The 19,380-nt window shown below is 70.0% G+C and carries 17 protein-coding genes and 1 pseudogene; 5 read left to right on the top strand and 13 right to left on the bottom strand.

The window, feature by feature from the left end; translation table 11 throughout:
* Positions 1-18 precede the first annotated feature (18 nt).
* The 8 genes and pseudogenes from OG385_RS18510 to OG385_RS18475 all read right to left on the bottom strand — a co-directional run bounded on the left by OG385_RS18510 (position 19) and on the right by OG385_RS18475 (position 8,259).
* On the bottom strand, positions 19-870 hold the full coding sequence (locus OG385_RS18510; protein ID WP_266855751.1) for an SDR family oxidoreductase: 852 nt from the start codon (positions 868-870) through the stop codon (positions 19-21).
* A 72-nt stretch (positions 871-942) separates the two neighbouring features.
* Positions 943-1,374 carry a nuclear transport factor 2 family protein gene (locus tag OG385_RS18505; protein ID WP_266855750.1) on the bottom strand — a complete coding sequence of 144 codons (432 nt, stop codon included), beginning with the start codon at positions 1,372-1,374 and terminating at the stop codon, positions 943-945.
* Positions 1,375-1,868: 494 nt separating this feature from the next.
* Complete coding sequence (locus OG385_RS18500; RefSeq protein WP_266855749.1) at positions 1,869-2,432, bottom strand: DUF6879 family protein; 564 nt, start codon at positions 2,430-2,432, stop codon at positions 1,869-1,871.
* 357 nt (positions 2,433-2,789) lie between these two features.
* Positions 2,790-3,338, bottom strand: coding sequence for an NUDIX hydrolase (locus OG385_RS18495; RefSeq protein ID WP_266855748.1), 549 nt, complete (start codon positions 3,336-3,338; stop codon positions 2,790-2,792).
* A gap of 13 nt (positions 3,339-3,351) precedes the next feature.
* Positions 3,352-4,471: pseudogene (locus tag OG385_RS18490) on the bottom strand (adenosylhomocysteinase).
* 302 nt (positions 4,472-4,773) lie between these two features.
* Positions 4,774-5,217 (bottom strand): hypothetical protein, encoded by a 444-nt coding sequence (locus tag OG385_RS18485; RefSeq protein WP_266855747.1) that lies wholly within the window; start codon positions 5,215-5,217, stop codon positions 4,774-4,776.
* A gap of 55 nt (positions 5,218-5,272) precedes the next feature.
* A complete protein-coding gene (locus OG385_RS18480) occupies positions 5,273-6,502 on the bottom strand; it encodes a helix-turn-helix transcriptional regulator (RefSeq protein ID WP_266855746.1) in 1,230 nt (409 codons plus the stop codon).
* A gap of 362 nt (positions 6,503-6,864) precedes the next feature.
* Complete coding sequence (locus OG385_RS18475) at positions 6,865-8,259, bottom strand: MFS transporter (RefSeq protein ID WP_266855745.1); 1,395 nt, start codon at positions 8,257-8,259, stop codon at positions 6,865-6,867.
* 182 nt (positions 8,260-8,441) lie between these two features.
* Here OG385_RS18475 and OG385_RS18470 point away from each other — a divergent pair, with 182 nt between their 5' ends.
* Positions 8,442-9,203, top strand: a complete 762-nt coding sequence (locus OG385_RS18470) for a GntR family transcriptional regulator (RefSeq protein WP_323183795.1) — start codon at positions 8,442-8,444, stop codon at positions 9,201-9,203.
* Between the two features lie 322 nt (positions 9,204-9,525).
* On the top strand, positions 9,526-10,956 hold the full coding sequence (locus OG385_RS18465) for a pyridoxal-dependent decarboxylase (protein ID WP_266855744.1): 1,431 nt from the start codon (positions 9,526-9,528) through the stop codon (positions 10,954-10,956).
* On the opposite strand, the gene OG385_RS18460 is transcribed toward OG385_RS18465, so the two are convergent.
* Positions 10,931-11,566: a TetR/AcrR family transcriptional regulator gene (locus tag OG385_RS18460; protein ID WP_266855743.1), complete on the bottom strand. Its 636-nt coding sequence runs from the start codon at positions 11,564-11,566 to the stop codon at positions 10,931-10,933. The two genes, OG385_RS18465 and OG385_RS18460, sit on opposite strands and share 26 nt — an antisense overlap.
* A 229-nt stretch (positions 11,567-11,795) precedes the next feature.
* Here OG385_RS18460 and OG385_RS18455 point away from each other — a divergent pair, with 229 nt between their 5' ends.
* Positions 11,796-13,349 carry an APC family permease gene (locus OG385_RS18455; protein WP_266855742.1) on the top strand — a complete coding sequence of 518 codons (1,554 nt, stop codon included), beginning with the start codon at positions 11,796-11,798 and terminating at the stop codon, positions 13,347-13,349.
* Between the two features lie 51 nt (positions 13,350-13,400).
* Here OG385_RS18455 and OG385_RS18450 read toward each other — a convergent pair whose 3' ends face one another.
* On the bottom strand, positions 13,401-14,033 hold the full coding sequence (locus OG385_RS18450) for a bifunctional 2-polyprenyl-6-hydroxyphenol methylase/3-demethylubiquinol 3-O-methyltransferase UbiG (protein WP_266855741.1): 633 nt from the start codon (positions 14,031-14,033) through the stop codon (positions 13,401-13,403).
* A 112-nt stretch (positions 14,034-14,145) separates the two neighbouring features.
* Here OG385_RS18450 and OG385_RS18445 point away from each other — a divergent pair, with 112 nt between their 5' ends.
* Positions 14,146-14,718 (top strand): helix-turn-helix domain-containing protein, encoded by a 573-nt coding sequence (locus OG385_RS18445; RefSeq protein WP_266855740.1) that lies wholly within the window; start codon positions 14,146-14,148, stop codon positions 14,716-14,718.
* A gap of 92 nt (positions 14,719-14,810) precedes the next feature.
* Here the strand turns inward: OG385_RS18445 and hutG are convergent, their stop codons facing one another.
* Both hutG and hutU read right to left on the bottom strand, forming a co-directional pair.
* On the bottom strand, positions 14,811-15,791 hold the full coding sequence (hutG, locus tag OG385_RS18440) for a formimidoylglutamase (RefSeq protein ID WP_266855739.1): 981 nt from the start codon (positions 15,789-15,791) through the stop codon (positions 14,811-14,813).
* Positions 15,788-17,470, bottom strand: a complete 1,683-nt coding sequence (gene hutU / locus OG385_RS18435) for a urocanate hydratase (protein WP_266855738.1) — start codon at positions 17,468-17,470, stop codon at positions 15,788-15,790. Before hutU ends, hutG begins: the two co-directional genes overlap by 4 nt.
* Before the next feature lie 252 nt (positions 17,471-17,722).
* On the opposite strand from hutU, the gene hutC reads away from it, so the two are divergent.
* Positions 17,723-18,472 carry a histidine utilization repressor gene (hutC, locus tag OG385_RS18430; protein ID WP_266860969.1) on the top strand — a complete coding sequence of 250 codons (750 nt, stop codon included), beginning with the start codon at positions 17,723-17,725 and terminating at the stop codon, positions 18,470-18,472.
* Here hutC and OG385_RS18425 read toward each other — a convergent pair.
* Entirely contained in the window at positions 18,439-19,335 is an 897-nt protein-coding gene (locus OG385_RS18425) for an IclR family transcriptional regulator (RefSeq protein WP_266855737.1), read from the bottom strand. The two genes, hutC and OG385_RS18425, sit on opposite strands and share 34 nt — an antisense overlap.
* Positions 19,336-19,380 lie beyond the last annotated feature (45 nt).

Raw genomic sequence — 19,380 nt, 5'->3', positions numbered from 1 at the left:
GCCGCGTCGTCATCGGGGCTACGGCGCGGTCAGCCGGTCGAATCCGTACAGGTCCGCGTTGCTGTCCGTCATCGTCATCACGAGGTCGCGCCGTGGCACCGGCCACATCGCCTGCGCGGCGGCCCGGTTGGCCTCGCCCGGCGTGTGCAGCGGTGAACCGTTGCCCAGGGCGGCCAGGGCCTCCCGTACGACATCGTCGCTGTGCATGGGGGTGAATCCGCCGAGGCCTGAACCGTCCGGCCGGACGAGTCCCTCCCGCCGGGCAGCCGGGGTGTCAGTGAGACCGGCGACCACCCCGAGTACGTCCACCCCGGCTTGTCCGTACTCCACCCACAGGGCCTCCGCGAGCACCCGCTCGAATGCCTTGGAGGCGCTGTACGCGGCGTTGTAGCCGTTCCCGGCCGCCGAGGCCAGCGACGTCATGAGCACGATCCCGCCACGGCCCCGGTCGATCATCGGGCGGCCGTAGTGATGAGCCAACGTGACCGCACTCCGGCAGTTCAGATCGAGCAGGTGCAGCGCGTCGCCCGGCGGGCGGCCGGCGAACAGACCGTTGCCGACCGATGCGCCCGCGTTGTGGATCAGCAGCCCGATGTCGAGGCCGTCGGTGGCATCCGCGATGTCATCGAGCAGCGTCGGGGAGGTGAGATCGGCGGCGACCGTCCGCACCTGGACGGCAGACGTCGACTCGATCTCCTCCGCCAGTGTCCGGAGCGGATCGGGACGGCGTGCCAGCAGTACGAGGTCGATGCCCTGAGCGGCGATCTGCCGGGCAAAGGCGGCGCCGGTCCCTTCGGAAGCACCGGTGATCAGCGCCCTCGGTCCGTACTGCTGGGCGAAGTCGTGCAGGCTGTCACGGCTTTCGGGCATGTCGCGCTCCGTTCATGCTTCAGCTTGGTGGGGCTTCGGCCTCATGGGGTTTCGGCATCGCGGATACGGGGCTCAGACGCGGGCGAACACGTCGAACGTGCCCAGCTGGTGTGTGACTTCCTGGCGCCAGGAGGCGACCCGCCAGCCGCGCGCCGTCCGGATCAGTTCGGCGTGATACCAGCCGAAGCACTCGTAGGTGAGCTCGGCGCGTTCGGCAGCGCCGACGTGGTGGACCCGCATCTTGACCGACGCCTCGGCCCGGTCGCCGTCCACCACGACGCGCGCGTTGCCCATGAGGTGTTGCGTGGGGCCGCAGCCGTCGAGGTATCCGCGAATCATCCCGGTCAGCGCCGCCCGCCCCGCGACGACCTCGGTCCCGTTGTAGTCGGCGCGCACGTCCTCCAGGAAGACATCGTCCAGCCAGGCCCAGTCGCGGCGGTCCAGGGCATCCGCGTAGACGTGGAACAGGTCGGTGACACGGCGTACGTCGAGGTTCACAGACATGCTCGCGGCCTTCCGGGTGCGGGAATTCTCCGGGAACAGCCGTGCCCTGGGGGATCGCGCGAGACCCGTCTCCCACGGCGGGATACGGGCACGGGCGTCCCTCCCGGCCGTCGCCGGGACCGTATCCATCACGATTCCTGAACGACAGAGCTTCTTCCCGCTGACCGGGATACGGCAGTACGGCCTTTGGCAGCCGCCAGGCGGAAAGTGCCTCTGCCCAGCGAGAATTGCGAGGACGAAGGCTGCCGGTGACCGTCAGCCGGCCGCCTGGGTCTTCTCCGGCTTCGCGCCCACCCGGTCCATCACACCGAGTCGTCTTCCTCAGTACGCCTCACGGTTCGCCCCTCACCGGGAGGCGCCCCGGTTTCGCATGTGTCGTCAAACATCGAAAACGAATTGCCGGGGCGGATATGCAGTGGCGCAGACCGGGGAATGAAGCCCAGGCTGAGCCGTGGGAGCCCGATCCGCCAGGAGGCGGTCCAACTGTCCTCTCATTACCTCCTGGCCACCGAAGTTGGAGCACAGGGCCCGTTCGGCGAGCAGTACTCGGCGTGGTGGATGGCGGAGGCCCAGAGCAGGTCCCGAACGCGGATGCACTCGGACACGGTTCCGGGGTCTTCAATCAGCTCAGACCCGAGGACCCGCCCTTCCTCATCGAAGTGCCCTACGGCCAGGAGCCGGTCATCGAAGAGCCACCAGTCATTGCCGGTTATGGGGAAGGTGAGTCCGTCCGGGATCTGGTGCCGCGGGAGCCACCTGATGTCCTCGCCGGCCGCCAGGTTCAGGTGAGTGAGCGAGTTCTCCCAGCCCACGTACTGAGAATGCGGCTCAGTGACCACGCGTACGCGCCGCACCGTCCTGCCCTCGCCGGTCACCCGCTTCATGAGCGTCATCCACGGGCCGAGCCACGCGTAGTCGTCCGGCTCGCCCCTCTGCCATCGTGCGTATGGCGTGTCCTCAATGGGCGAACCGTAGTCGTCCCTCAGCTCAAGGTGGAAGGCGCTGCGCTCGAAGCTGTTGAACAACTCATCACGCTGGGCAATGGTGATCAGGTCCACTGTTCTCCTTCAGCAGGTTAGAGAGTGAACTACGTTCGCTGTCCAACACGACACCGCCCTGGATAGTGTCGAACAATCCGCATTGGTCTATTGCCTAGCGACTGGGGAAATGGGCCAACGCCCAGCCGAATCCTGACAGTCAGCAGGGCCATCCTCAACGCACCAGACGCTCAGGTTCTCACCCGGGCGAGGGCGGGCAGCAGAACGCCCCGGTGCAGGAGTGATTCCGCACCGAGGGCGCCCCGCGGGGAGTTCAGCAGATTCAAGGCGCCCCGGCCGGGAAGAGATCCCGGCTGGCGCGTTGCTCGTTCCAGGCCACGAGCCGTAGCAGGGTGGGCCATCGGGCTCGCACGAGGCCTACGAACGCGTGGCGGCCACAACTCGGGAGCGCAGGGGCTCGGTAGTCAGCATGTCGGCGAACTGCCAGGAGTAGGCCGTGACCTCTTCCTCTTGCAACTCGACCAGGTCGGCCGTGGTGCGGAACAGGTAGCGGAAGTCGAAATGCTGGTGGACGTCCTCGCCCTTGTCGGGGTTCGCCGGGATCGGGTGTGTGTCGATGTGGAGCGGTGCGCTGCTGTCCGGCTCGACCTGGTCCGGGCTGATACCGGTTTCCTCGGCCAGCTCCCGCAGGGCGGCGTCGAGAAGCGTCGTGTCGCTCACTTCGACGTGTCCGCCGGGCAGCAGCCATTTACGGAGCGCGCGGTGCTCGATGGTAAGCACGCGACCATCAGGACGGATCAGGGCAGCCCCGGCCGTGACGTGTCCGCGGAATTCCCTGCGCGAGGCGATCGAGTCGCCCGCCTTGTCGAGTACCTCGGAGAGGACGGACAAGCTGTCTTTCTCTTCCGGATGGCGGGCGAGGTAGGTGTCGAGGGTCTCGCGCACATGCTGCGCCGTGATCGGCATGGGGTGCTGACTCCTATCGGTTGAAGTAGTTGAGCCAAGTTGCCGCGATGGTCGCCCGGTCGTCGGCGTCTACCTCGTGCATACCGTGTCCGAGGTCGCCACGGGCCAGCATTCGGACACCCGCGAGTATCTCGGCCTGTACCAGGAAGATGAACGGGCCCACGCTGGCGCCGTGCAGGAAGTTGACGGCGTTTCCGCCATTCGCCAGATAGAAGTAATGGCCGGTGGTCTGGTAGCGGGTGACGTGGTCGCCGACGACCGTGCGGGTGTAGACGTCCGGCAGGCTGGCAAGGTCGAGTTCGTCCTCGCTGGATGTGACGGTGGCAACGTAGGCGCCGTTGCGCAGGTGGGAGAAGTCCTCGCCGCGCAGGGAGACCGCGCCGGTCGCGCAGAGCACCAGCCCGGCGCCGGTGAGCGCGGTCTCGCGGTCTCGCGCGACGGTGAAGCCCTGGGACAGGGCCTGGGTGCGGCGTACGGGGTCGATGTCGAATACGGTGACTTGGACGCCCTTGGCGTGCAGGAGCCGGGCAATGGAAGAGCCGAGCTTACCGAAGCCGATCACGAGGGCGGGCCGACCGTGGAGGATGTCGCCGCGCCCGCGCATGACAGCCTCGGTGGAGAACACGACCGACTGACCGACCAGGAAGTCCTCGGGGTCTTTGAGCGGTGATCGGGCGACGGAGACGACGGGACGCCAGCTTGTCGCGCTCCGCGTACCGCTTGTGTCCGTTCTCGGTGTCCTCGACGACGCCGAGGATTCGGCCGGAAAAGCGGTCGCACAGATCGTCGAGGATGGGAGCGAAGTAGCCGCCCACATCGCACAAGACGACGTCCTCGCCGGCGGCGCGCGATTCGACGTAGTCGACTGCGGCTTCGGCGTCCTCGAAGAGTCCGCGCGACAGAGTGTCACACTGCGTCACCTTCTCGATCTCTCGGCGCGTGGCGGGGTCGATGGACTTCGGCTTGGGCAGGACGGCCCGCAGCTTGGTCCCGGTGCCAACTGCTCGTACGAACGACGGACGTTCGGCCAGCAGATGCGTGATCAGGAAGGACGACGGCCGCTCGGCCGGCGCGAACGCAGCTGCGATTCGAGCGAAGTAGGAATCGAGGCGGGCGCGCTCGAACTGTTCCATGGACTCACTTCCCTTGGTCTTGGGCGGTGCGACTCCGGACAGGTGGTTTGGCACCGCCCCCGCGCCAGGGGAACCGTTGGAACACGGGGGCGGCAGTTATCAGGCAGCTTGACGCGTGGAGGTGCTCGGCCTGCCCCCTGAGCCGCCGTGCGGCAAGGCGCGGCGACGTCGCGCGGTAGTGACCGAGGATGACCTCACCGGTACCTGCGAGGCCTCTGGCGGTCGACTCACATCTGTACGCGATGACGGGGCGGCTTGCACGGTCGAAGTACTGATCGGCGCGTACGGCAACGCGGGCGCGATCACAGGGCCCGCCCCCGTGCACTCTCCCGCCTCTTGATGAGCTGTGCGAACTGCATGTTGTACAGCTCAACTTGCGAGGGAGTGAGGATGAGCACTGACTCTGATGTGCCCCCGTCCTCGTGGTGAAGCGTGATGGGTAGCGCTGCCTGCTGCGCCCGGTGGTCGTACACCGCGTCACCCATTTTTGCGGGGGTGACGTGTGTGATTGCAACGGCGACGGGAAGCAGGGTGCCCCTGTCGGAGCTTGCTCGCCAGTCGCCCGCACCGCCGGGCAAACGCAGTTGGTACGACGCCGAGTTGTTGTTCGGCAGGTCGACCACTACCCCGATCTGCCCGCCCTTCGCGAGGTCGCGGACAAGGTCGCCAAGTCGTGGACGATACGGCGCGTCCGCATCTAACTCGATGCTATGTGGGGTGAGTTCCTTCGAGATTCGTTGGGCCATGCTCCGAAGCTAGGAGGGAGCGAAAGGCCGAATATGAATCGGAGGAATACCACCCTCATCCGTCGAGGTGGAAGCGGTCTGACATGCGGCGCAGCTTCTCGCGAGTAGCCGCTCGTTCGGCGTAGACGATGCTGCGCAAGGTTGACCGGGCGATGGGGTGGTTGCGGATCAGCTGCGGCGCGATGCGCTCGGCTGTTTCCAGTTCCGTCAACGCCTTGTCGCGGTTTCCGTCCCACAGCCACGCTCGGGCGAGGTCCATGTGATGTTGTCCTTGGCGGGAGTTGGGGAGCGCAGCGACCAGATGTCGGGACGTTCGCCGGTTTATGGCAAGTGCCTTCCGCTGCTCGCGCATCTCCAGTGCGACGCTGATTGCGTGAATCTGGACGTTGCCGGGAGAGAACGTGAGCGAATGCCGGTCGTAGACCGGGGGCCCCGCGTACTCACCCAACCGTTCGGCGGCTGTCTTGGCGTGGTTGATGCGGTCCTCGGCCTCCGACGTACGGGAGTCGCGCGCCGCGGACACAGCCGCGCGGAGTTGCAGAGACCCCCACGCGCGCAAGGCGAGCGGCTCGCCTTGGTCGTATCCCTGCTGGACACTGCGAATGGCCCGATCGGAAAGGGCCATGGAGTCCTCCCAATCCGCGGTGGCCCACATGTCCCATACTCGCATCCAGTCGGCCACGGCTGGCATGACAGGGTCACCCGACAGCCGAGCCGACCACGCGGCCCGTTCGCACGCCATGGCGACCAACTCGGGGTGTCCGAGGGCGTGCGCGGAGGTATGCGCGAACTTGCAGCACACTGCGTAGATAGCGAATGCCTCTTCGCGCTCGTGACCGGTGGCCACTTCGGCGAGGGCGCGGGCCTCGCGGAACAGGTCCGGCAGGATTTGGATGATCGCCACGTTTGCGGCGGCGTCGCGCAGGCGGTGCAGTCGGGTCGTCTCTTGCCAGAGTTGGCCGGCCGTTCGGGGGGTGCCTTCGAAGACGGGGGCAAGGTCGTACCGGCGCAGTTCGCGCAGGATGGATGACGCGGAAACCTGCCATTGGTTTTCGTCGGGCGAACTGTTGTACGGCCGACCGATCAGGTCGTTGGGGTGTACGTGGAGCTCGGCGGCGACCTGGTTGAGCAGGCCGACACGGTCGAGTTCGATTTTGCCGCTCTCCATTTTCGACACCCACCCTTGGGACTTCCTGAGGGCGGCGGCGAGGTCTGCCTGAGGCATTCCGAGACGGAGCCGGGCGCGGCGGGCACGGCGGCCGATCTCCTCGGCTTCTTCCAACATCAGCGCGCGCCCCTCGCGGCGAGGCGCCGACGGCCTGCAAGCGTTCGGCAACGCATCCGGACTCCATCCGTCGGACTCATACTCATGACGGTACAGAGGGTGCGCGGTGCGTGTAGAGGGCTACGTGGCAGGAAGCACCAACCGAATCGACAAAGAGGTGCCCGCCCAGCGCGAGGCCGGGCGGGGGCGTTGTGAAGCTGGAGGGCGGACTGCCGCTGCACAGCGGTGCTACGGGTTCGCGAGCTGCCACAGGGTGAGTGCCAGACGAACCACGCTGACCAGGGCGACTACGGAGGGGAGCGGCCGCCCGGACCGCCCCAGGGCGCCCGTCACGGGTTGTGGTACCCGGCGGAGGCGGCCCGTCACATGCCGACCGCTTCACCGGCCGCCCGTGTGTCCACCCCCTCCACCTTCTCCTTCTCCTTGACACTCCCGGCGTCGCTTCCGGAGGTGTTCGCAGCCGTACGGCCCGGGTCGCACGCCGTCAGGCAGACCGCGCTGACGAGCGCCATGGCCACGAAGGTCAGGGCGACCGGGGTCCAGGAGTTGCCGAAGTCGCTGTACAGCCAGGTCACCGCGGCCGGGGCCAGGGTGCCGACCAGGCCGGCCGTCTGGAAGCTCATCGAGAGGCCCGTGTAGCGGACCCTCGGGGCGAACCAGCCGGAGACAAGTGTGCCGATCGAGGCGTACGCGATCGTGCTGGCCAGCATCGGCAGGCACATCGCCAGCCACAGCCCGGCCACCGAGTGGGTGTCGACGAGCCAGAACATCGGGAAGGCGACCACCACATGGAGGAGGATCCCGGTGAGCGTCACTTTGCGCAGCCCGTAGCGGTCGGCGAACAGGGCCGCCAGCGGGGTGCAGATGATGACGACGACCGAGGCCGCCGTACCGGCGCCCGCCACCTGGGAGTCCGTGAACCCGAGGTCCGACACGGCGTACGTCGACATGAAGGTGACCACGATGTAGTAGCCGGCGACCGTGATGAGGAAGGCGCCCGAGGCCAGCAGCCAGGTCTTCCAGGCGTCGCGGATGACGGCGACGAAGGGCGCCGCCTGCTTCTCCTCGGCCTGTTCGGCGAGCCGGGCCGCTTCGAACTCGGGGGACTCCTCCATGCTGCTGCGGATGACCAGGCCGACGAGGACCAGCACGGCGGACAGCAGGAAGGGGACGCGCCAGCCCCAGTCCACCAGCGCCCGGTGGCCGACCAGAGCCATCAGGGCGAAGACACCGGTGGAGAGGAAGTACCCGACGCCGTCGCCGACTTGGGGAAAGGATCCGAAGAACGCCTTGCGTCGCGGCGGGGCGTGCTCGACGGCGAACAGGACCGCCCCGCCCCACTCGCCGCCGACCGCGAGGGACTGGATCATCCGTATCAGTACGAGCAGGATCGGCGCGGCGACGCCGATGGACGCATAGCCCGGAAGCAGGCCGACACAGACGGTGGCCCCGCCCATCAGGGTCATCGACCAGATGAGAGCCCTCTTGCGGCCGAAGCGATCGCCGATGTGGCCGAAGACAATGGCCCCGAGCGGGCGCCCCAGAGACCCGACGAACAGTGTCGTGAACGACATGAGGGTGCCCAGCGCCCGGTTCATCTCCGGGAAGAACAGCTCGGGGAACACCAGCGCGGCAGCGGTGGCGTAAATGCCGAAGTCGTACCACTCGACGCTGGTCCCGATCATCGAAGCCCCGGCGACTTTCCACGGGTTGGACCTGCTCAGGGGTGCCGTCCCGGCACCAGGGGCTGTGCTCATGCGCGTACTCCTTCACGGGCGGCCCTTCACGGCCGACCATTGGGCTTGCGTGAGACCCAAAAACGATGGGGTGACGCTAAGTCGCCGAGATCGGAGTGTCAATAGGATCCGCGCCAGGTCCAATAACATGGCCCTCAGGGGTACGGCGGCAGGCGCCCGGCCCGCGACCGGGGAGAGGGCACGTGAGCAGCAGCGGAAATCGTGACGAGCGAGCAGCCGTCGCGAAACAGGCAGCCTCGCACGCGGTGGTGGCCGAGGCGCTGCGCCAGCGCATCGCCCTCGGCGGTTTCGCCCCCGGCGACCGGCTGCCCACCGAGCGCGAACTGGCCGGCGTCTTCGGCGTGGGCCGCAACACCGTACGGCAGGCGCTGCGCGAGCTGACCGAAGAGGGGCTGGTCAGCACGACGTTGGGGCGCTCGGGCGGCACCCGGGTCGAGGCCGTACGGCCGGGCCGGGAGCGGGCGCGCGCCACCATCACGGCCGGGATCCGGGCCTCGCTGCGCGACTACATGGAGTACCGGCAGGCGATCGAGCCGTTCGCGGCGCGGCTGGCCGCGGAGCGCGGGTCGGGCACCGCCCGCCGTGAACTCGTGGCGCTGCTCGACACCGAGGTGGCGGACCTCGGCGCGTACCACCGCGTCGACACCGCCTTCCACCTCGGCATCGCCACCACCGGCGGCAACGAAGTGCTGGCGGAGGCGGTGACCCGGGCCAGAACCGAGATGTTCGTGGGCGGCAACGCCCTGTGGCTCGGCTCGGACTGGACCCGGGTGTACCCGGCGGGCCGGGACTTCGGCTGCGCCTTCCGCGAGGAGCACGAGGGCGTGGCGCTCGCCGTGCTGTCCGGTGACGGTGATGCCGCGGAGGCCCGGATGCTGGAGCATCTGCGGGCCTCGCACCGCCAGTTCCTGGCCCTGCTGGGCCAGTTCGCCTCGGACGATTGACCCACCGCGAGCCGGATCACCGCGACGCCGGATCACCGGGCCACCGGGCCACCGGGCCACCGGGGCGCTCTCGGACCGCTCAGGCCACTGCCGCGCTCGCGTGCCGCACTTGTTCCGCACTCGCGTTCCGCGCCGGCGCCCCGCTGGCACCCCTCGCCCCCCGCGCCCCTCGCCCCTCGCACCTCGCACCTCGCGACGAACGTGATTGACGCGGACGGGGGTGGCCCTTAGGCTCCTAATTGGGTCCGCCAGAGACCCAATTAGATCGCCCATGAGAACGCTTCGCATATCCACCGGCAGCGCGCGACAGGAGAGACGCCCCGTGCACTCTTACGACGAGGACCTCACCCAGCAGGTCATGGACCACCTCCTGCACCGGCTCCGGCTCGACCCGCCACCGCTCGGCCGCCTCGGCGACCACCAGGAGCTGGCCCTGGCCCTGAAGGACACCATCGGAGCGGCCCCGCGGGACCCCGCCGACGTGCTCCGCACCTACACCGAGGACCTCGAACCGACCGTCGTCTCCTGCGACCACCCGGCCTTCCTCGCCTTCATACCCGGCGCCCCGACCAAGGCCGCGGCCCTGTTCGACATGGTGGTCTCGGCCTCGTCCCTGCACGGCGTCTCCTGGCTGGAGGCATCCGGCGCGGTCGCCGCCGAGAACTCCGTACTGCGCCTGTTCGCCGACCTGGCCGGCCTGCCCGCCGGCGCCGGCGGCTGCTTCGTCAGCGGCGGCTCGGCCGGCAATCTCTCGGCCCTCGTCGTCGCCCGCGACACCGGCCGCGACCGCCTCGGCCTCGACGAACGCGCCCCGGTACGGATCGCGGTGAGCGACCAGGTCCACTCCTCGGTCGGCAACACCCTGCGCATCCTGGGCGTCGAAGCCCTCGTCGTCCCCACCACCGACCACCGGCTGACCGGAGAGGCACTCACCGCCGCCCTGGACGCGGCGCAGCGGGACGGCGGAGCACCCGTCGTCGCCGTCGTCGCGACCGCGGGCACCACCAATGCCGGGATCATCGACGACCTCGCGGGGGTGGCCGGGCAGACGCGCGCCCGCGGTCTGTGGCTGCACATCGACGCCGCGTACGGCGGCGCGGCGCTCTTCGTTCCCGAACTGCGGGAACGGCTGCGGGGCATCGAGCACGCCGACTCCCTCGTGGTCGACCCGCACAAGTGGATGTTCGCGCCGTTCGACTGCGGCGCCCTGCTCTACCGGGACCCGAGGACGGCGCGCGCCGTGCACACGCAGGACGCCTCGTATCTGGACGCCATCCACGGGGACGACGAGGGCGGCGAGTGGAATCCGAGCGACTACGCCTACCACCTGACCCGGCGCCCCCGCGGCCTGCCGCTGTGGTTCTCCCTCGCCGTCCACGGCACCGACGCCTACCGCGACGCGGTCGCCCACGGCGCGGCCATCGCGCAGCGCACGGCCCGCCTGGTCGAGCAGTACGACGGCCTGGAACTGCTCCGCGAGCCCGAACTGACCGTGGTCCTCATCCGTCGTACGGGCTGGCAGCCGGCGGACTACTACGCCTGGTCCAAGGAGCTTCTGGCGTCGGGCGTCGCCTTCATCACCCCGAGCGTCTGGGAGGGCGAAACGGTCGCCCGGCTCGCGTTCCTCCACCCCGGCATCACCGAGGAAACGGTCCGGACCATCCTCGATTCGATGGTCCGGGACGGCAAGGGCGAAAAGGGCGACCAGGGCGACAGCGCCGGGAGGGTTACTGCTGCTGCGGTGGCCTCGTGAGCGCCGCGCGGTCGATGCCGAGTTCGCGCGCCAGCGCGTCGTCCGTCCACTCCAGCATCGTGGCGCGGGTGAGCGCCCCGGTGTAGCCGGTGTACGACGTCATCTGCACCGCCAGCCCGTCGAGCAGCGCGGTCAGCCGCCACGCCGCGGCGGCCGGATCCGCGCAGGGGAACTCGCCCGCCTCGACGCCCTCCGCGATGACCTCGGTCAGCGCCGCCTTCCACTGCTGGTCGAGATCCCGGGTCACCTCGCGCAGGCCCGGGTCCCGCAGCGCCGCCGACCAGCCCTCGATCCACAGCCGCCAGCCCTTGGCCTGCCCGGTCGGCGCGTACCAGCGCACCGCCGCACGCAGCCGGTGCACCGCCGGCGTGCGGCGCCCGAGCAACTTCCGCAGCTGGGCGAGGTCGCCTTCGGCGGCGTGGTGGAACGCGGCCGCCACGAGCTTCTCCTTGGTCGAGAAGTGGTAGAGCACCAGCGCGTTGCTCACCCCGAGAGCCGAGGCCACATCGGCGATCCGCACGGCGGGCACGCCCCGCGCCTCGATCTGCTCGACGGCGGCGCGCAGCATCTCCCCGCGCCGCTCCTCCACGCTCAACCGCACTCTCGCCATGCCGTCACCCTATTCCGGAGCGGACGGCCCTCCGTACGCGGACGGTCTCCGCACACCCTGCACACGGCACACCCTGCACACGGCCGGTCCCAACGGGCGGTCCAGACAGGGGCCGACGGAGTATTGACACCGGGACACGGCTGGGGACACAGTCTCCCTACTGACTGGCCATTCAGTCAGTTACATGTGCCGCGCCAGTACGCTCCCGTACCGCCGTAGGAGTCCCTCCGTGACCCAAGCACCGCCCACCGAAGCCTCCCGGCCCGCCCCGGAGACCCCCGACCTGTCCACCGGCTGGGGCGAGCAACGGGGCCGGCTGCGCAAGGACCTTCGCCGTCTCGACGTCCTGTTCTTCCTCATCTGCACTCTCGTCGGCCTGGACACGATCGGCTCGGTCGCCGCGCAGGGGCCGCAGGGACTGACCTGGATGGCGATCCTCGCGCTCGCCTTCTTCCTCCCGTACGGACTGCTCGTCGCCGAACTCGGCTCGGCCTTCCCGGTCCAGGGCGGCCCCTACGTCTGGACCCGGCTCGCCTTCGGGCGGCTGACGGCGGGTGTCAACCAGATCCTCTACTGGATGTCCAACCCCGTCTGGGTGGGCGGCAGTCTGTGCATCATCGCCCTGACGACGTGGGAGGAGTTCTTCACGCCGCTGCCCGGCATCTGGAAGTACGCGGCCGGCCTCGTCTTCATCTGGGGCGGCACCCTCGCCATCGTCCAGTCCGTGCGGGTGGGCAAGTGGGTGCCCATCGCCGGAGCCGTGGCCCGGATCGTGCTGCTCGGCTTCTTCCTGGTCTCCGTGGTGGTCTTCGCCGCCGAGAACGGCGTACACGGCCTGCCCGCAGGGGAGTTCACCCCCACGTACACCGGGTTCGTCGCCCTCGTCCCCGTGCTCATCTTCAACTACGTCGGCTTCGAACTGCCCAGCTCCGCCGCCGAGGAGATGACCAACCCGCGCCGCGACATCCCCCTCGCCATCCTCCGCTCCGGGCTCGCCTCCCTCGTCCTCTACGGCGGCCCCATCCTCGGCATCCTCTTTGTCCTGCCCGGCAAGGAGATCGGCAGCCTCGGCGGGTTCATCGACGCCTGCAAGGCCGTGTTCACCGTGTACGGCGGGCACATCGCGGCCGACGGAGCCGTCACCCTCACCGGGGCGGGTGCCGTCTTCGGCGGAATCGCCGCGGCCGGGCTCATCATCGGGCTGCTCACCTCCGGCGTCACCTGGGCGATGGGAGCCCACCGCGCCCAGGCGGTCGCCTGCGCGGACGGTGCCGGGCCTGCCTGGCTCGGCACCATCTCCGAGAAGCACGGCACTCCGGTCCGGGTCAACCTGCTCTCCGCCGTACTCGCGTCGGTCCTCTTCGTCGTGGCGCTCAACCTCACCGGCGGCAACGGCGAGAAGTACTTCGCGGCCGGGCTGAGCCTGACGATCTCCACGACGTTCATCTCGTACGTGATCACCTTCCCCAGCCTGCTGGCGCTGCGCCGCAAGTACCCCGAAGCCCCGCGCCCCTACTCCGTGCCGGGCGGACGCGTCGGCGCGTGGACGGTGACGGTGCTCTCCACCGGACTGGTCGCGTTCACCGTGATCGTGCTCATCTGGCCGGGCTTCGGGGTCGGCTGGTTCGGCACCTCGGGCTCACCGTCCGGCTCCCTGCCCAAGTCCTTCGCGGGCCAGCGCCTCGCGTACACCCTCACCCAGACCGTGCCCATCGCGCTGTTCCTGGCCGTCGGGGTGGTCTTCTACGCGCTGGGAGCGAAGACCCGCCGGGCGAAGGGATAGGGCCGGAACCGTCCAGGATCCGGAACCGTCCAGGGCCCGGCCCACGGCGTGTCAGGGCGTGCGCCGTACAGCGATGACGTTGTCGGTGACGGTCGCGGTCCGGCCCTCGGGCCCGGTGGCGGTCCGCCGGGGTGCGTGGCACCGCTCGGTGTGCCAGCCGCCGTCGAGCCGCAGAGACGCCAGCACCTCATCGGGGGTGGGGAACTGCACGTCCTCACCGGCCTGCCAGGACCAGGGCGCCACCGACGCGTGCTCCACCACGAGCAGCAGCCCGCCCGGCGCCACCGCACGGGCGGCCCGGCGCAGTACCTCGTCGCGGGGGATCTCGACCGGTGTGTGGAAGTAACTGGCGCTGACGAGGTCGAAGGAGCCCTCGGGGAACGTCTCGGCCAGGTCGTGCCGGACCGGGTGGATCCGGTCGGCCGCACCGGCGGCTCCGGCACCTGCGGCCACCCGGTCCAGGGCCGTGGCGGAGACATCGACCGCGGTGACGTCCCAGCCGCGTGCGGCGAGCCAGAACGCGTCACCGCCGTGCCCGCAGCCCAGGTCCAGCGCCGTTCCCGGAAAGGGCGCCAGTACGGGAACGAGTCCGGCCAGGACCGCGTTGGGCCTGGTGCCCCACTGCGGGGGGAGGGCCGCGTAGTGGTTCTCCCAGAAGGATGCGGAGTCGGTGGCGCTGTTCATGGGCACGGCCTCTCTGACGGGGCGGTCCGCGCGGTGCGGCCTGCGGTGAGGACACTGCGCCGTCCACGGCCGGGGTTGCAAAGGTTCATGCTGTTTCGGCATCTTGAAGGGCATGGTCGCCGTGAAGAAGGACGTGCTGGACGCCGTGGGGCCACGCCTGCGGGAGTTGCGGCACAGGCGCGGCCTGACGCTGGCCGAGCTGGCCGAGCGGACCGGGATCAACGGGAGCACCCTGTCCCGCCTCGAAAGCGGCGACCGCAAACCGACCCTGGAGCTGCTGCTGCCGCTCGCGGAGATCTACGCGGTCCCCCTCGACGAACTGGTCGGAGCACCGCGCACCGGCGATCCGCGCATCCATCTCCAGCCGGTCACCCGGGACGGCATGACGTATGTGCCGCTCAGCCGCCCCGGCGGCGTGCAGGCCCACAAACTGCTGATCCCGCCCAGGCCCGGCAACGATCCCGAGCTGAAGACGCACGCCGGTTTCGAGTGGGTCTACGTGCTCGCCGGACGGCTGCGGCTGATCCTGGGCGAGCAGCGCCTGACGCTGAAAGCCGGTGAGGCGGCCGAGTTCGACACCCATGTACCGCACTGGCTCGGCCCCGACGACGACCGGCCCGTGGAGCTGCTCGTACTCTTCGGGCACCAGGGCGAGCGGGCCCACCTCAAGGCCCGGACCGACTGACCCGGCGGCTGCCTCCGCTCGTCCCGAGCTCTTCCTCAGCTCTTCCTCAGCTCTTCCTCAGCTCTTCCTCAGCGCCGGATTCTCAGCGCCGGTCACGTACGCGGCGTGCCCCCCGACGTCAGGATGCGGTGGATCAGACGGGCGCCCGCCCGCGCCGTGCGGTGGTCGACGTCGAGGCCCGGGTTCAGCTCGGCGACATCGACCAGCAGGGGAGCTCCGGCGGCCGCCACTCGGGCGCATACGTGCTCGATGATCTCCATCTGCACGCCGTAGGCGGCCGGGGCGCTGACCCCGGGAGCCGCGCCGGCGGGAAGCACATCGAGGTCGATGCTCAGATGGACGACGTCGCAGCTCGCCAGGAACGCGTCGACGAACCCGTCGACGAGCGGCAGGTCGAACATGCGGCACTGGGTGTCCGGCAGGTACCGCACGCCGAGTTCGTCGGCGGTGCGGAACAACCGCTCGGTGTTGCTCGGCTGGCTCACCCCGAGCACCCAGTAGTTCAGCTCTTCACCGCGCTGCCGCTCGGCGTGTGCCATCTGGAGGAACGGCGTGCCGGAGCTGGGCTGTACGTCGTCGCGCAGGTCGAAGTGGGCGTCGAGGTTGAGCACCCCGAGGCGGCCGCCCTCGCGCACCGCGCGCGTACCGGCCAGCCCGATGTAACTGCCGTAGGCCACCTCATGGCCGCCGCCGAGCACCACCACCGGGTGGCCGCGGTCGACGAGCGGGGTGATCACCTGGCCCAGTCGGTGCTGCCCCTCTTCGAGGTGGCCGTCGGCCACCTCGATGTCGCCGAGGTCCAGCGCCCGGACCGGCCACGGGAGCGCCATGGGCGCGAGGGCGGCGCGCAGTTCACGCGGCCCGTCCGCCGCGCCCTGGCGGCCCTTGTTCCGGCGTACGCCCTCGTCGCTGCGGAAGCCGACGAACGCCACGTCGCCCGGCTCTGCCCGGTCGGGGTCGAGGCCGGTCACATGGTGCCAGCGCAGGTTGTCGGTACCGGGCCCGTCGTCGCGGCCCGTCCAGGGGCGGGGGGCCACATCCACCGTCAACGGCGGTGTGCGGGTCGCCGTCATCGATCGTTCTCCTCGGTCATCGGAATGCGCACCCCGCGGTCGCGCGCCACGGAGGTGGCGTGGTCGTAGCCCGCGTCCACGTGCCGGATGACACCCATGCCGGGGTCGTTGGTGAGCACCCTGGCCAGCTTCTGGGCGGCGAGTTCGGTGCCGTCGGCGATGCAGACCTGGCCCGCGTGGATGGAGCGGCCCATGCCGACGCCGCCACCGTGGTGGATGGAGACCCAGGACGCGCCGGACGAGGTGTTCACCAGGGCGTTGAGCAGCGGCCAGTCGGCGATCGCGTCGGATCCGTCGAGCATCGACTCGGTCTCGCGGTACGGCGAGGCGACGGATCCTGAGTCGAGGTGGTCACGGCCGATGGCGACCGGGGCGGACAGCTCCCCGGAGGCGACCATCTCGTTGAACCGCAGGCCGGCGCGGTGGCGCTCGCCGTAGCCGAGCCAGCAGATACGGGCGGGCAGGCCCTCGAAGGAGACGCGCTCACCGGCCATCTTGAGCCAGCGGTGCAGGTGCTCGTTCTCCGGGAACAGCTCCATGATGGCCTTGTCGGTGGCCTCGATGTCCTTGGGGTCACCGGACAGGGCGGCCCAGCGGAACGGGCCGAGGCCCTCCTCGAACAGCGGGCGGATGTGCGCCGGGACGAAGCCGGGGAAGTCGAAGGCGCGGGTGTAGCCGGCCTTGCGGGCCTCGTCGCGGATGGAGTTGCCGTAGTCGAAGACCTCGGCGCCGGCGTCGAGGAAGCCGACCATGGCCTCGACGTGCCTGGCCATGGAGGCGCGGGAGCGCTCGGTGAAGTCCGCCGGGTCCTTGGCCGCCTGCTCGTGCCACTCCTCCAGGCTCACGCCGACGGGCAGGTAGGCCAGCGGGTCGTGCGCGGAGGTCTGGTCGGTGACGATGTCCATGGGCGCGCCCCGCTCCAGCAGCTCGGGGAACACCTCGGCGGCGTTGCCCGCCAGGCCGATGGACAGTGGTTTGCGGGCGTCGCGGGCCTCGACGGCGAGGCGGAGCGCGTGGTCGATGTCGTCGGCGGCGACGTCGAGGTAGCGGTGGGCGATGCGGCGCTCGATACGGGTGGGGTCGACGTCGACGCAGATCGCGACGCCGTCGTTCATCGTCACGGCGAGCGGCTGGGCGCCGCCCATGCCGCCGAGGCCGGCGGTCAGGGTGATCGTCCCGGCGAGCGTGCCGTTGAACTTCTTGCGGGCGACGGCCCCGAACGTCTCGTAGGTGCCCTGAAGGATGCCCTGGCTGCCGATGTAGATCCAGGAACCGGCCGTCATCTGGCCGTACATGGTCAGGCCGCGCGCCTCCAGGGAGCGGAACTCCTCCCAGTTGGCCCAGTCGCCGACCAGGTTGGAGTTGGCGATCAGCACGCGCGGCGCCCACTCGCTGGTGCGCATGACGCCGACGGGCTTGCCCGACTGCACCAGCAGCGTCTCGTCGTCCTTGAGCGTCTTGAGGGTGCGGACGATGGCGTCGTAGGCGGGCCAGTTACGGGCGGCCTTGCCGGTGCCGCCGTAGACGACCAGGTCCTCCGGGTGCTCGGCGACCTCGGGGTCGAGGTTGTTCATGAGCATCCGCAGAGCGCCCTCCTGCTGCCAGCCGAGGCAGGTCAGTTCGGTGCCGCGGGGCGCGTGGACGGTCCGGGGGCGGGCCTCCGGAGAAACGCTGGTCATGGTGGCTCCTGGGGAAGGGTCTGAGGGGGGAACGCCGGTGATGCGGCACCGGCGTGCGCTCCCATAACAGGCGGCGGGCGGGGCGGGGGCCAGGCCTTCTGTCCCGGATTCTCGGATCCGAGACCGGGAATCCGGCTCACCTATAATTTCTCCGGCGGGGGCCCGGGGGATTTCCCCGGCGGGGACGCGGAGAATTTCCCCGGTGGGGGCGCGGGGACGGACCGGTGACAGGGGATGGTGAGCGGCTTGACCGTGAGGGCTGCGGACCTGGCCCGTCTGTACGGGGAGCGCGCGGCCGGGGCCACCCCGGCGTATCAGCGGATCAAGGACCTGGTGGCGGAGCAGATCCGCAGCGGACGCTGGCGGGAGGGCGACTCGCTGCCGTCGGAGAGCCAGTTCGTCGCCTCGCTCGGGCTGTCCCGGATGACGGTCAACCGCGCGCTGCGCGAACTGGCGGCGCAGGGGCTGATCCGGCGGGTCATGGGCGTCGGCAGCTTCGTGGCCCTGGCCAAGGGCAGTTCGGGCCTTGTCGAGGTGCAGAACATCGCCGAGGAGGTCCGCCGGCGGGGCCACCGCTACGACGCCCAGGTGCTGTCGGTCGGTGCCGAGCCCGCCGATCGCAGGGCCGGCGCCGAGCTGGGGGTCGCCGCGGGGCGGCCCGTCTTCCATTCGCGGGTCGTGCACAGCGAGAACGGCGTGGTCATCCAGCTGGAGGACCGTTACGTCAACCCGGCCTTTGCACCGGGGTACTTGGAGCAGGACTTCACCGCGCGGACTCCGTTCGCCTTCCTCTCCGACGTCGCCCCGCTCGACCACGGGGAGCACATCGTGGAGGCGGTACTGCCCAACGCCGAGGAGTGCGCCCTGCTCGGCGTCGCCCCGTCGGAGCCCTGTCTGCTCATACACCGCCGCACCTGGTCGCGGGGCGCCCTGGTGAGCATCGCGCGCCTGCTGCACCCCGGCTCGCGCTACCGGCTCGAAGGCGCCTTCGAAGCGGAGTGACCCCCGTCCGGCCCCCGGCCGGGAAGACCCGCGCGCGGCGCCGGCTTCGGGCTTTCGGGTGCCCGGCCGGAGACGGCGGACGTCAGCCGGGCCGCGCCCTGCTGGAGAACGTCCCGCACCTCGTCGGGGTCGTGCGGACTGTGGTGCACGTGCCAGGTGCTGCTGAGCGCGGCGACGGGACGCCCGTGGTGGTCGAAGGCCGCCACACCCAGCGAGCGGAAGCCCCGGGAGACCAGCTCGGTCTCCTCCGACCAGCCCCGTTCCCGGTCCCGGGCCAGCAGGTCCAGCAGTTCCGCCAGTGACCGCGGCCCCTTGCCCGTACGGGTGATGAGGTCACCGGGCCGCGGGAAGAGGGCCCGCACCTGCGCTTCGGAGTGGGCCAGGATGGCCCGGCCGTTTGCCGTGAGGTGGGCCGGCAGGCGGACGCCGATGTCGGTGACGAGGTCGACGTCCACATCGCCGGAACGGCCCGCCGACGGGCGCTCCTTGAGCAGGTAGACCGTCTCGGCGCCGTGCAGGATGCCGAGGTGCACGGTCTGGCCGAGCCGGGCGGCGAGGGTGCGCAGCACGGGGCGGGCGAGCCGCTCCAGGGGCTCGTGGCGCAGATAGGCGGAGCCGATCTCGAAGGCGGCCATGCCGAGGCCGTACGCCTGCTCCTTCGGGAGGTAGGTGACGAATCCGCGCTCGGCCAGCACCGCGAGGATGTGGTAGGCGGAGGAGCGCGGGATGTCCATGTCGCGGGCGATGGCGGCGGTCTTCACCGGTCCCGAGCGCCCGGCCAGGTACACCAGGATGTCCAGCGCGCGGCCGACGGCGGGCGATGTGCTCGACGCCGGGCCCTGTGCAGCCCCCTGTTCACTCATTGGATCACCCCTTGACAACACCTGTATATACAGGAATATACAGGG

The sequence above is a fragment of the Streptomyces sp. NBC_01306 genome (genome assembly GCF_026340465.1).
Lineage (GTDB): Bacteria > Actinomycetota > Actinomycetes > Streptomycetales > Streptomycetaceae > Streptomyces.
The sequence above is the reverse complement of the archived record's forward strand: the minus strand, read 5'-3'. Positions and strand labels throughout refer to the sequence as shown.

Excerpts from the sequence above, each read along its gene's own strand:
- OG385_RS18445 (WP_266855740.1), top strand. The coding sequence starts at position 14,146 with ATGGTCGCCGTGAAGAAGGACGTGCTGGACGCCGTGGGGCCACGCCTG.
- OG385_RS18480 (WP_266855746.1), bottom strand. The coding sequence starts at position 6,502 with ATGTTGGAAGAAGCCGAGGAGATCGGCCGCCGTGCCCGCCGCGCCCGG.
- hutU (WP_266855738.1), bottom strand. The coding sequence starts at position 17,470 with ATGACCAGCGTTTCTCCGGAGGCCCGCCCCCGGACCGTCCACGCGCCC.
- OG385_RS18475 (WP_266855745.1), bottom strand. The coding sequence starts at position 8,259 with ATGAGCACAGCCCCTGGTGCCGGGACGGCACCCCTGAGCAGGTCCAAC.
- OG385_RS18485 (WP_266855747.1), bottom strand. The coding sequence starts at position 5,217 with ATGGCCCAACGAATCTCGAAGGAACTCACCCCACATAGCATCGAGTTA.
- OG385_RS18495 (WP_266855748.1), bottom strand. The coding sequence starts at position 3,338 with ATGCCGATCACGGCGCAGCATGTGCGCGAGACCCTCGACACCTACCTC.
- OG385_RS18460 (WP_266855743.1), bottom strand. The coding sequence starts at position 11,566 with ATGGCGAGAGTGCGGTTGAGCGTGGAGGAGCGGCGCGGGGAGATGCTG.
- OG385_RS18510 (WP_266855751.1), bottom strand. The coding sequence starts at position 870 with ATGCCCGAAAGCCGTGACAGCCTGCACGACTTCGCCCAGCAGTACGGA.
- OG385_RS18505 (WP_266855750.1), bottom strand. The coding sequence starts at position 1,374 with ATGTCTGTGAACCTCGACGTACGCCGTGTCACCGACCTGTTCCACGTC.
- OG385_RS18425 (WP_266855737.1), bottom strand. The coding sequence starts at position 19,335 with ATGAGTGAACAGGGGGCTGCACAGGGCCCGGCGTCGAGCACATCGCCC.
- OG385_RS18450 (WP_266855741.1), bottom strand. The coding sequence starts at position 14,033 with ATGAACAGCGCCACCGACTCCGCATCCTTCTGGGAGAACCACTACGCG.
- hutG (WP_266855739.1), bottom strand. The coding sequence starts at position 15,791 with ATGACGGCGACCCGCACACCGCCGTTGACGGTGGATGTGGCCCCCCGC.